An 11,427-nucleotide genomic window follows, 5' to 3' on the forward strand; every position below is an offset into this window, starting at 1 on the left:
TATCGTCGTCGGCTGGTGCGCGGCCGCCGGCTGGTGCGCGCGTGCCGTCGGCGTCTCCCGTGCTCGGTGAGGCGATCCCACCAGCCGCCCCGACGACGACGGAGGACACGAGCGCCGTGCGCACGTACTCACCCAAGCCCGGCGAGATCGCCCGGGCGTGGCACGTCATCGACGCCACCGACGTGGTGCTCGGTCGACTCGCCAGCCAGGTCGCGACCCTGCTGCGCGGCAAGCACAAGCCGCAGTTCGCACCGCACGTGGACGTCGGCGACTTCGTGGTCGTCGTCAACGCCGGCAAGATCGCCCTCACCGGCTCCAAGCGGGACCAGAAGACGGCCTACCGGCACTCCGGCTACCCGGGCGGTCTGCGCGCGATCAACGTCGGTGACCAGCTGCGCACCCACCCCGACCGGGTCGTGGAGCGCGCCGTCAAGGGCATGCTGCCGCACAACAGCCTCGGCCGGCAGATGATCAAGAAGCTGAAGGTGTACGCGGGGCCGGAGCACCCGCACGCCGCTCAGCAGCCCCAGACCTTCGAGATCAAGCAGGTGGCCCAGTGACCTCCGCCCTGAACGTGACCGACGCCGAGGGGCGTCCCGTCCAGACCGTCGGTCGCCGCAAGGAGGCCATCGTCCGCGTGCGGCTCCTCCCCGGCACCGGCCAGTTCCGCCTCAACGGCCGCACCCTCGAGCAGTACTTCCCCAACAAGGTCCACCAGCAGCTCATCCGTGAGCCGTTCGTGATCCTGGAGAAGGGCGAGCAGTACGACGTCGTCGGCATCCTGCACGGCGGCGGCGTCAGCGGGCAGGCCGGTGCGCTGCGCCTGGCCATCGCCCGCGCCCTCGTCGAGGTCGAGGCCGACGACCGTCCGGCCCTGAAGAAGGCCGGCTTCCTCACCCGCGATGCCCGGGTCACCGAGCGCAAGAAGTACGGGCTCAAGAAGGCCCGCAAGGCACCGCAGTACTCGAAGCGCTGACCGGTACGGCCGTGGGTCGCCTCTTCGGGACCGACGGCGTCCGGGGTCGGGCCAACGCCGACCTCACGCCGGAGCTGGCTCTCTCGGTGGCCCGCGCGGCCGCCGGCGTGCTCGCCGACCGCGACGGGACCCGGCGTCCCGTCGCGGTCGTCGGCCGTGACCCCCGCGCCAGCGGGGAGATGCTCGAGGCCGCCGTCGTGGCGGGCCTGGCGAGCGCGGGTGCCGAGGTGCTCCGCGTGGGCGTCCTGCCCACCCCCGCCGTCGCCTTCCTCACCGCCTCGACCGGCGCCGACCTCGGCGTCATGATCTCGGCGAGCCACAACCCGATGCCCGACAACGGCATCAAGCTGTTCAGCCGCGGCGGCCACAAGCTGCCCGACGCGGTCGAGGCCGCCATCGAGCGCACCGTCCTCGCCGGTGACGGCCCCGGGCCCCGGCCCACCGGGGACGGCGTCGGCCGGGTCCGCGACCTCGCCGGCGGCACCGAGGACTACACCGCACACCTGCTCGCGACACTGCCGGCCCCCGTCCCGGGGCTGCGCCTGGTCGTCGACTGCGCGCACGGGTCCGCCGCCGCCTGCGCACCCGACGTCTACCGCCGTGCGGGGGCCGACGTCACCGTCATCGGTGGCGAGCCCGACGGCTGGAACATCAACGACGGCATCGGCTCCACCCACCTGGGCCCGCTCAAGGACGCGGTGCGCAGCCTGGGCGCCGACCTCGGCATCGCGCACGACGGCGACGCCGACCGCTGCCTGGCGGTCACCGCCGACGGCGAGGTCGTCGACGGCGACGCGATCCTCGCGGTCTGCGCGCTGGGCCTCAAGGAGCGCGGCGAGCTGGCGCAGGACACCGTCGTCGCCACGGTGATGAGCAACCTGGGCTTCCACCACACCATGCGCGACGCCGGCATCGCGGTGCACACCACCGCGGTCGGCGACCGCTACGTGCTCGAGGCGCTGCGCGCCCGCGGGCTGAGCCTGGGCGGCGAGCAGAGCGGGCACCTCGTCTTCCTGGACCACGCCACCACCGGCGACGGCCTGCTGACCGGCCTGTCGCTGCTCTCCCGCCTGCACGCCACCGGCGCGTCGCTCGCCGAGCTCGCCTCCGTGGTCGTGCGGCTGCCGCAGATCCTGGTCAACGTGCCGGTGCGCGACCGGATCGCCGTCGTCGAGAGCGACGAGGTGGCCGGCGCGGTCAACGCCGTCGAGGAGGAGCTCGGGGACGACGGCCGCGTGCTGCTGCGTCCCTCGGGGACCGAGCAGCTCGTGCGCGTGATGGTCGAGGCGCCCACCCAGGAGCAGGCCGACGCGATCGCCCAGCGCCTGGCCGCCGTCGTCGCCGCCGTCGGCTGACGGGACCCCCTCCCACGGGACGGCCCCGGCCCCGGCCACCCCGGTCGGAGCCGTGGGACTGGTGGGGCGGCGGTGTCCGGCGACGGTGACACGGCGCGGACAGGACGGATCGGTCCGCCTCTGCCGGTAACCTCCGAGGGATGTGCGGCATCGTGGGTTACGTCGGCTCGAAGGACGCCCTGGAGGTCGTCCTGGAGGGTCTGCGCCGGCTGGAGTACCGCGGGTACGACTCCGCCGGGGTGGCCGTCCGGGTCGACGGCGCGGCTGAGCTGAGCACGGCCAAGAAGGCGGGCAAGCTGGCGAACCTCGAGAAGGTCCTTGCCGACCAGCCGCTGCCGGCGTCGACGCTCGGCATCGGGCACACGCGGTGGGCCACCCACGGCGGCCCGACCGACCGCAACGCCCACCCGCACCTGTCCGCGGACGGCCGGGTCGCGGTGATCCACAACGGGATCATCGAGAACTTCGCCGCGCTGCGCGCCGAGTGCGAGGACGCGGGAACCGAGTTCCGCTCCGAGACCGACACCGAGGTCGCCGCGCACCTGCTGGCCCGCGCCTACGACGAGCTGCCGGCGGGTCCCGACCGGCTGGCCGAGGCGTTGCGGGCGGTCAGCCGCCGGCTGGAGGGGGCCTTCACCCTCGTCGCCGCGCACGCCGACGAGCCCGACACGCTGGTCGCCTCGCGGCGCAACAGCCCGCTCGTGGTGGGCGTCGGCGACGGCGAGTACTTCCTCGGCTCCGACGTCGCGGCCTTCATCGCGCACACCCGCGAGGCCCGCGAGCTCGGCCAGGACCAGGTCGTCGAGATCGACCGCACCCGCGGGCTGACGGTCACCGACTTCCACGGCACCGCCGTCGAGCCGGTCGCCTACACCGTCGACTGGGACGCCGCCGCCGCCGAGAAGGGCGGCTACGACTGGTTCATGCTCAAGGAGATCGCCGAGCAGCCGCAGGCGGTCGCCGACACCCTGCTCGGCCGGCTGGGCGACGACGGCCGGCTGCTGCTCGACGAGGTCCGGCTGTCCGACCAGGAGCTGCGCGACATCGACAAGATCTTCGTCGTCTCGTGCGGCACGTCCTTCCACGCCGGGCTGATCGCCAAGTACGCCATCGAGCACTGGACCCGCATCCCGGTCGAGGTCGAGGTGGCCAGCGAGTTCCGCTACCGCGACCCGGTGCTCGACCGCTCCACGCTGGTCGTCGTCATCAGCCAGTCCGGCGAGACGATGGACACGCTCATGGCGCTGCGGCACGCCCGCGACCAGAAGGCCCGCACCCTGGCCATCTGCAACGTCAACGGCTCCACCATCCCGCGGGAGTCCGACGCCGTCCTCTACACCCACGCCGGGCCGGAGATCGCCGTCGCCTCGACCAAGGCGTTCCTCGCCCAGGTCGTCGCCTGCTACCTGGTGGGCCTCGTCCTCGCCCAGATCCGCGGCATCAAGTACGCCGACGAGGTGGCCGCGATCGTCGAGGACATCCGCAGGCTGCCCGACGAGGTGAGCGTCGTGCTGGGCCGCATGGAGCCGGTCCGCGAGCTGGGCCGGTCCCTCGCCGACGCCGACACGATCCTGTTCCTCGGCCGGCACGTCGGGTACCCGGTGGCCCTGGAAGGTGCGCTCAAGCTCAAGGAGCTCGCCTACATCCACGCCGAGGGCTTCGCCGCGGGTGAGCTGAAGCACGGCCCGATCGCGCTGATCGACCAGGGCACCCCGGTGGTGGTCGTCGTCCCGTCGCCGCGCAGCCGGGAGTCGGTGCACGACAAGGTCGTCTCCAACATCCAGGAGGTCCGTGCCCGCGGGGCGCGCACCGTCGTGATCGCCGAGGAGGGCGACGAGGACGTCGTCCCGTACGCCGACCACCTCGTCCGCGTGCCGCGCACGCCGACCCTGCTCGCGCCGGTGCTCACGACGGTGCCGCTGCAGGTGCTCGCCTGCGAGATCGCCGCCGCCCGCGGCCACGACGTCGACCAGCCGCGCAACCTGGCCAAGAGCGTCACCGTCGAATAGAAGGACCCCGTCCCCCTCACCCCTCGCAGGCTCGGGGTGAGCCTCTGGACGGGGCCGTTCCAGCACGGTTGGGGCAGACTGAGCCGGTGATCGTCGGGGTCGGGATCGACGTGGTCCCCGTGGCCCGCTTCGCGGAGTCGCTCACCCGCACCCCGGGTCTGCGCGACCGGCTGTTCACCGAGGCCGAGCAGCGGACGCCGTCGGGCGGTGACCGCAGCCCGGAGTCGCTGGCCGCACGGTTCGCCGCCAAGGAGGCCCTGGCCAAGGCGCTCGGCGCCCCTGCCAGCCTGCGCTGGCACGACGCCGAGGTCGTCGTCGGCGAGCGCGGCCGGCCGCACCTGGACGTGCGGGGCAGCATCGCGGAGCGGGGCGCCGAGCTGGGGGTCACCCGCTGGCACGTCTCGCTCAGCCACGACGGCGGGATCGCCTCCGCCGTCGTCATCGCCGAGAGCGGCATCGCGCGGGGGAGGCGGCCGTGATCGGCCTGTCCACCGCCGCCGAGGTCCGCGCCGCCGAGGTCCGCGCCGCCGAGGACGTGCTGCTGGCCCGCACCCGCGAGGGCGCGCTCATGCGGCGAGCGGCCACCGGCCTGGCCACCGTCTGCCTGCGGCGGCTCGGCCGGGCGCACGGCGTGCGGGTCACCGTGCTGGTCGGCGGCGGCAACAACGGCGGTGACGCGCTGTTCGCCGGTGCGCACCTGGCCGCCCGCGGCGCCCGGGTGACCGCCGTCCTGCTCGACCCCGGCCGCGCGCACCCCGCCGGGCTCGCCGCACTGCGCCGCGCCGGCGGCCGGGTGACCGGACCCGAGGGTCCCGACGGGCTCGACCGCGCCGACCTGGTGCTCGACGGGATCGTCGGCATCGGCGGCCGGGGCGGGTTGCGGCCGGCCGCCGCGGCACTGGCCGAGCGGGCCGCGACGGGCCCGGGGCTGACCGTCGCCGTCGACGTGCCGAGCGGCGTGGACGCCGACACCGGCGCGGTCGAGGGTGCGGCGTTCCCCGTGCTGCACACGGTCACCTTCGGCGCCGTCAAGCCCGGCCTCGTCGTCGGCGACGGGCGCGGGTACGCCGGCACCGTGCACCTGGTCGACATCGGCCTCGGCCCGCACCTGGCCCCGCCGCGGGCGCACCAGCTCACCGACGCCGACGTCGCCGCGCACCTGCAGCCCCCGGAGCCGGGCGACGACAAGTACTCCCGCGGCGTGGTCGGCGTCGTCGCGGGCTCGGCGACCTACCCGGGTGCCGCGGTGCTGTGCACCGGCGCGGCGCTGCGCACCCGCGCCGGGCTGGTCCGCTACGCCGGGACGGCCGGCGACGGCGTCCGCGCGGCCTGGCCCGAGGCGATCGTCACCGACGGCCGGCCGGCCGACGCCGGCCGCGTGCAGGCCTGGGTGGCCGGCCCGGGCATGGGCACCGACGACGACGCGCGCAGCGTGCTCGCCGAGGTGCTGGCCACCGACCTGCCGGTGGTGGTGGACGCCGACGCGCTCACGATGGCCGCCCGCGAGCCCGCCCTCGTCCGCGGCCGGGACGCGCCCACCGTGCTCACCCCGCACGACCGCGAGTTCGAGCGCTTCGGCGTCCCGGTCGACGCCGACCGGGTCGGCAGTGCCCGCCGGCTGGCCGCCGAGCTCGGCGCCGTCGTGCTGCTCAAGGGGGACGCCACCGTCGTCGCCGCTCCCGACGGGACGGCGTACGTCAACGCCACCGGCACCTCGGAGCTGGCCACCGCCGGCACCGGCGACGTGCTGGCGGGCATCCTCGGCGCGCTGCTGGCCACCGGCACACCCGCCGCGGAGACCGCCGCGGCCGCCGCCCACCTGCACGGCCGCACCGGGCAGCTGGCCGCCGAGCGCGGGCCGCTGATCGCGGGCGACCTGGTGCGGCGGCTGCCCGAGACGGTCGGCCGGGTGCGCGAGCCGGGGACCGGGGGCCTGCGAGACTCGGAGGCGTGAGCGACAGGGCGGACGGGGCCGAGGTGGTCGTCGACCTCGACGCGATCGCGGCCAACACGGCTGCGCTCCGGGACCGGGTGAGCCGGCCGCTGATGGCGGTGGTCAAGGCCGACGGCTACGGCCACGGCCTGGTGCCCGCCGCGCGGGCGGCGCTGGCCGGGGGGGCCGACGCGCTCGGCGTCGCCGTGCTCGAGGAGGCCCTCGCGCTGCGGGCCGCCGGGATCACCGTCCCGGTGCTGGCCTGGCTGCACCGGCCCGGCACCGACTACGCCGCCGCGCTCACCGCCGACGTCGAGGTGTCGGTCAACGCCGAGTGGGCGCTGGCCGAGGTGGTCGAGGCCGCCCGCGCCACCGGCCGCCCCGCCCGGCTGCACCTGTGCGCCGACACCGGACTGTCCCGGGAGGGCGCCACCGAAGCCGCCTGGCCCGCGCTGGTCGACGCCGCGGCACGGGCCCGGACCGACGGCGACCTCAGCGTGGTCGGGCTGTGGAGCCACATGGCCTACGCCGACGCGCCGACCCACCCCACGATCGGCGCGCAGGTGCGCCTGTTCGACGAGGCCGTGGCGATCGCCCGCCGGGCGGGGCTGACCGACGCCCGGCTGCACCTGGCCAACTCCGCGGCCACCGTCGCGCTGCCCGAGACCTGGTACGACATGGTCCGCCCGGGGATCGCCGTCTACGGCCTCGACCCGCTCGGCGGGAACCCCGCCGTGCACGGGCTCCGGCCGGCGATGACCGTGCGCGCCGCGGCCGCGCTGACCAAGCGGGTACCGGCCGGCGTCGGCGTCTCCTACGGGCACACCTACACGCCCGAGCGCGAGACCACCCTGGTACTCGTCCCCGTCGGCTACGCCGACGGCGTGCCGCGGGCCGGGGGCAACCGCGCGCCGGTGCTGGCCGCCGGCGCCCAGCGCACGATCGCCGGGCGCGTGTGCATGGACCAGTTCGTGCTCGACGTCGGCGACGCCGAGGTCGCGCCGGGCGACGAGGTCGTGCTGTGGGGGCCTGGCGACCGGGGCGAGCCGACCGCGCAGCAGTGGGCCGACGCGGTCGACACCATCCACTACGAGCTGGTCACCCGGGTCGGCGGGCGCTTCACCCGCCGCTACGTCGGGACTGCGGGGGCGGTCTGATGGCACGGTGGGGGAGGCCCGGGTCCGCCGGGGAGCAGGCGACGCCGGCGCGGTCGGGGGTCGCCGACGCGCTGTCGCGCCACCCGGTGGTCGGGGTCGCCGGGGCCGTCGTGGGCCTGGTGGCCGCGACGACGGCGGTCGGCGTCACGGTCGCGCGCATCGCCACCCGGCGGGTGCGCGCCGACCGGCTGAGCCCCGCCGGTGCCCTGCCCGAGGGCGCCAGCGACGCCGACCTGCGCGAGGACGACCCGCTCGGCGCCGCGGCGCGGCGGGCCGACCGCACGGCGCTGGTGCAGGCCGACGACGGCGTGCTGCTGGCGGTGGAGGAGATCGGCCCGCTCGACGCGCCGCTGACCGTCGTCTTCGTGCACGGCTACACGCTGTCGATGGCGTCGTGGACCTACCAGCGGCGGTCCCTGGCCGCCACGCTGGCCACCGCCAACGGCCACCGGCCCGACGCCCGGCTGGTCTTCTACGACCAGCGCGGGCACGGCTCGTCCTCGCGCGGGCCGGCCGAGCACTCGACCGTCGAGCAGCTGGCCCACGACCTGGCCAGCGTGCTCGCGGCGCGGGCGCCCTCGGGCCCGGTCGTGCTGATCGGACACTCCATGGGCGGCATGACGATCATGGGCCTGGCCGAGGTCGCCCCCGAGCTGTTCGGCCCCAAGGTGGTCGGCGTCGCCCTGGTGTCGACGTCGAGCGGCAACCTCGCCGACCTCGACTTCGGCATGCCCGAGTTCCTGACCCGCGTGCGGGCCGCCGTCCTGCCGTTCGCCGCCTACACGATGCGCCGCCGGCCGGCCTTCGCCGAGCGCACCCGCAAGCTGGTCGCCGAGGTGGTCAGCGCGATCACCCGCTCGCTGTCGTTCGCCTCCGCCGACGTCGACCCGCGGCTGGGCCGCTACGTGGACGCGATGATCGCCGGCACCCCGGTCGACGTGATCGCGGAGTTCTACCCGGCGCTGACCGGCCTGGACGAGACCGGCGCGCTGGCGCCCCTGGCTCGGGTGCCCGTCCTCGTGCTGACCGGCGACCAGGACAAGATGATCCCCAAGGCGCACAGCGACCTGCTCGTCGAGCACCTCGGGGGGGTGGGCGAGGGCCGGGTCGAGTACGTCGTCGTCCCGGAGGCCGGTCACCTGGTGACGCTGGAGAAGCCCGACGAGGTGACCCGGGCGCTGACCGGGCTGCTGCGCCGGGTCGCCGCCGAGACCGCCGGCCGCCCGCAGGACTGAGGCCCGCTCAGCCGAGCCCGCCGCTCTGCGCCCGGGCGACGATCGCGTCCCGCGTGCGGTGGGCGGCCTGCCAGCCGTCGGCGAAGGACAGGTCCCACGGCGTCGTCCCGGCACCGGGGAGCACGGGGTGGCGCGGCGGCTCGAAGACGGCCGCGTGCAGCGCCGGGTCGGTCACCTGCTCGCGCCCGTCGAGGGCCACCCGGCGGACCGGGTCGCCGGCACCGACGGCGCAGCGCAGCTCGCGCAGCAGACGGCGGCCGGCCGCGGTCGGGCCGAGCACCCGGCCGAGCAGGCCCGCGTCGTGCAACCGCCGCCCGATGCCGGTGACCCGCCGGTCGGCCAGGGCCCGCCAGTGCACCGTGTCCACCGAGCGCCGCCCGCGCCCGCCGACGGCGTCGAGGACGGCGGCCTCCACGGGGTGCCGGCGGCGCGGGTCGACGACCTGCAGCTCGCCCGGTGCGACCGCGCGGACCCGGCCGGTGGACGCCAGCGCCACCAGGGCGGTGTCCACCACCCGGTGCGGGCCGCCGGCGAGGAAGGCGACGTCGTACACGTCCGGCTGCGGGGTCATGCCCACCACCTCCCGTGCGGGGGTCCTGGGGGCAACGGTGACAGGACGCGGCTCCGGACGGAAGCCCGCGGGCCGCTCCCGCGCCGCCGCCGTAGGGTCGGGGTGTGGCCGCCCCCCGTCCGCCCCGGTTCGACGCCGTGACCCGGGCGACGGCCGAGGAGGTCGCCCGCGCCGCCGCGGCGGCCGCCGACTGGCCGGCGCTGGCCGCAGCCGCCACGCCCTGCGTCGCGTGCCCCGAGCTGGCCACCACCCGGCAGCACGTCGTCGTCGGCGACCCCCCGGCCAACGGCCGGGCCCGCTTCGCGCTCATCGGGGAGGCGCCCGGTGCGAACGAGGACGAGACCGGCCGGCCCTTCGTCGGGAAGTCGGGACAGCTGCTCGACCGGCTGCTCGCCGAGGCCGGGCTGGACCGCGCCGACGCCGCCGTCCTCAACATCGTGAAGTGCCGCCCCCCGGGCAACCGGACGCCGAAGACGCCCGAGGTCGCCCGCTGCAGCGGCTGGCTGCGCCGCCAGCTCGAGCTCCTCGACCCGCCGGTCGTCGTGGCCCTCGGGCTCTCGTCGGCCAAGTGGTTCCTCGGACCGAGGACGGTGCTCGCCGCGGCCCGCGGCCGCCCGCACGACGTCGGTGGCCGCGCCGTCTGGGCCACTTACCACCCGTCGGCGGCCATCCGGTTCGGCCCGCACGGGGCGCCGCGCGCCGGCCTGCTGGCGGACCTGACCTCGGTGGCGGCGAGCCTGGCGTGAGGCGGGACCACGTCCTGCCCACGCCCGAGGACACCCGGGCACTGGGCGCCGCACTGGCCGCCGTCGTCGGGCCCGGCGACCTGGTCGTCCTCACCGGCCCGCTCGGCGCCGGCAAGACCGCGCTCACCCAGGGCCTCGGCGCCGCCCTCGGGGTCACCGAGCCGGTCACCTCGCCGACGTTCGTCATCGCCCGCGTGCACCGCGGCGGGCGGCTGCCGCTGGTGCACGTCGACGCCTACCGGCTGGCGAGCGTCGCCGACGTCGACGACCTCGACCTCGACGCCTCGACCGAGGAGTCGGTGACCGTCGTCGAGTGGGGCGCCGGACTGGTCGAGCGGCTCGCCGACGAGCACCTGGAGGTGCGGCTGGACCGCCGCGACGACGACGTCCGCACCGCCGTCCTCGTGCCGCACGGCCCCGGCTGGGAGCAGCGGCTGACCGGTCACCCGGCCCGGGCGCCGGCGCCGCACGGCTCCGTGACCGCTAGCGTCGCCGCCGTGTCCGTCCCCGCCGCCCCGCCGGCCGCGCCGCGCGTGGAGGTGGTCGCGCTCAGCGGCCCGGTGTTCGCGGCGCTGGCCGACGGCGACCTGGCCGCGGCGAACGCGGCCGCCCCCGTGCCGCTCCCGCCGTCGTTCGCGGATCCGGAGTGGGCGCCGGTGTGGCGGGTGCGCGCGCAGCAGGTGGCCGCCGACCCCGGAGCGGCCGGTTGGGTGACCGGCGTCGTGTGGGACCCCGACCGGCGGCTCGCCGTCGGCCGCGCCGGCTTCCACGGCCCGCCCGATGCCCGCGGCACGGTCGAGATCGGCTACGCCGTCGTCCCCGAGCACCAGCGGCGCGGGTACGCGCGCGCGGCGCTGGCCGCCCTGGTCGACCGCGCCCGTCGCGAGCCCGGCGTGCGGGTGGTGCGGGTGTCGATCGCCCCGTCCAACGCGGCGTCGCGGGCGGTGGCGCTGCCGTTCGGCTTCCGCGAGGTCGGCGAGGAGGTCGACGAGGTCGACGGCGTCGAGATCGTGTACGAGCTCGACCTGTGACCGCCCGCGTCCACCACGTCGTCGCCGGGGTCCTCGTCCGGGGCGACCGGGTCCTCCTGGGCCACCGGTCGCCGGCCCGCCGCTGGTACCCCGACGTCTGGGACCTCCCCGGCGGCCACGTCGAGCCCGGCGAGGACGAGCGCACCGCGCTGGCCCGGGAGCTGCGCGAGGAGGTCGGCGTCGTCGTGGCGCGGGTGGACGCCGACCCCGTGGCCCGCCTCGAGGACGGGGAGCTGCACCTGGTGCTCTACGCCGTCCGTGCGTGGGAGGGGGAGCCGCGCAACCTGCAGCCGGCCGAGCACGACGAGCTGCGCTGGGTGTCCGCGGCCGAGGTCCGCGGGCTGGCGCTGGCGGACCCGTCCTACGCCGACCTGGTCGAGCGGGTGACCGGCGCGGGTGCGCCCGCGGACTAAC

General features: G+C 76.5%; 12 protein-coding genes. 11 read left to right on the forward strand and 1 reads right to left on the reverse strand.

The window, feature by feature from the left end:
• Positions 1–116 precede the first annotated feature (116 nt).
• From rplM to ABQ292_RS02450, 8 genes are all read left to right on the forward strand, one after another.
• Positions 117–560 carry a 50S ribosomal protein L13 gene (gene rplM, locus ABQ292_RS02415; protein WP_369202838.1) on the forward strand — a complete coding sequence of 148 codons (444 nt, stop codon included), beginning with the start codon at positions 117–119 and terminating at the stop codon, positions 558–560.
• On the forward strand, positions 557–976 hold the full coding sequence (gene rpsI / locus ABQ292_RS02420) for a 30S ribosomal protein S9 (RefSeq protein ID WP_369202840.1): 420 nt from the start codon (positions 557–559) through the stop codon (positions 974–976). Before rplM ends, rpsI begins: the two co-directional genes overlap by 4 nt.
• Before the next feature lie 11 nt (positions 977–987).
• Positions 988–2,331 (forward strand): phosphoglucosamine mutase, encoded by a 1,344-nt coding sequence (glmM, locus tag ABQ292_RS02425; RefSeq protein ID WP_369202842.1) that lies wholly within the window; start codon positions 988–990, stop codon positions 2,329–2,331.
• Positions 2,332–2,471: 140 nt separating this feature from the next.
• Entirely contained in the window at positions 2,472–4,340 is a 1,869-nt protein-coding gene (glmS, locus tag ABQ292_RS02430) for a glutamine--fructose-6-phosphate transaminase (isomerizing) (RefSeq protein WP_369202844.1), read from the forward strand.
• 86 nt (positions 4,341–4,426) lie between these two features.
• The gene (locus ABQ292_RS02435; RefSeq protein WP_369202846.1) at positions 4,427–4,819 is read left to right on the forward strand and encodes a holo-ACP synthase; all 393 of its coding nucleotides are present in this window, start codon (positions 4,427–4,429) and stop codon (positions 4,817–4,819) included.
• The gene (locus ABQ292_RS02440; RefSeq protein WP_369202848.1) at positions 4,816–6,294 is read left to right on the forward strand and encodes an NAD(P)H-hydrate dehydratase; all 1,479 of its coding nucleotides are present in this window, start codon (positions 4,816–4,818) and stop codon (positions 6,292–6,294) included. Before ABQ292_RS02435 ends, ABQ292_RS02440 begins: the two co-directional genes overlap by 4 nt.
• Positions 6,291–7,430 carry an alanine racemase gene (gene alr / locus ABQ292_RS02445; RefSeq protein WP_369202850.1) on the forward strand — a complete coding sequence of 380 codons (1,140 nt, stop codon included), beginning with the start codon at positions 6,291–6,293 and terminating at the stop codon, positions 7,428–7,430. The genes ABQ292_RS02440 and alr overlap by 4 nt, the downstream gene beginning before the upstream one ends.
• A complete protein-coding gene (locus tag ABQ292_RS02450) occupies positions 7,430–8,665 on the forward strand; it encodes an alpha/beta fold hydrolase (RefSeq protein WP_369202852.1) in 1,236 nt (411 codons plus the stop codon). Before alr ends, ABQ292_RS02450 begins: the two co-directional genes overlap by 1 nt.
• 7 nt (positions 8,666–8,672) lie before the next feature.
• Here the strand turns inward: ABQ292_RS02450 and ABQ292_RS02455 are convergent, their stop codons facing one another.
• A complete protein-coding gene (locus ABQ292_RS02455) occupies positions 8,673–9,245 on the reverse strand; it encodes a TIGR04222 domain-containing membrane protein (protein ID WP_369202854.1) in 573 nt (190 codons plus the stop codon).
• 95 nt (positions 9,246–9,340) lie between these two features.
• Between ABQ292_RS02455 and ABQ292_RS02460 the strand changes: the two genes are divergently transcribed.
• From ABQ292_RS02460 to ABQ292_RS02470, 3 genes are read left to right on the forward strand one after another with little or no spacing between them, the layout of a single operon-like run.
• Positions 9,341–9,982 (forward strand): uracil-DNA glycosylase, encoded by a 642-nt coding sequence (locus ABQ292_RS02460; RefSeq protein WP_369202856.1) that lies wholly within the window; start codon positions 9,341–9,343, stop codon positions 9,980–9,982.
• Positions 9,979–11,013, forward strand: a complete 1,035-nt coding sequence (tsaE, locus tag ABQ292_RS02465) for a tRNA (adenosine(37)-N6)-threonylcarbamoyltransferase complex ATPase subunit type 1 TsaE (protein ID WP_369202858.1) — start codon at positions 9,979–9,981, stop codon at positions 11,011–11,013. The genes ABQ292_RS02460 and tsaE overlap by 4 nt, the downstream gene beginning before the upstream one ends.
• Positions 11,010–11,426 (forward strand): NUDIX domain-containing protein, encoded by a 417-nt coding sequence (locus ABQ292_RS02470; protein ID WP_369202860.1) that lies wholly within the window; start codon positions 11,010–11,012, stop codon positions 11,424–11,426. The genes tsaE and ABQ292_RS02470 overlap by 4 nt, the downstream gene beginning before the upstream one ends.
• The last annotated feature ends 1 nt before the right edge of the window (position 11,427 follow it).

It is taken from the genome of Geodermatophilus maliterrae, assembly GCF_041018925.1.
GTDB classification, from domain to species: Bacteria; Actinomycetota; Actinomycetes; order Mycobacteriales; family Geodermatophilaceae; genus Geodermatophilus; species Geodermatophilus maliterrae.

Excerpts from the sequence above, each read along its gene's own strand:
- glmS (WP_369202844.1), top strand. The coding sequence starts at position 2,472 with ATGTGCGGCATCGTGGGTTACGTCGGCTCGAAGGACGCCCTGGAGGTC.
- ABQ292_RS02450 (WP_369202852.1), top strand. The coding sequence starts at position 7,430 with ATGGCACGGTGGGGGAGGCCCGGGTCCGCCGGGGAGCAGGCGACGCCG.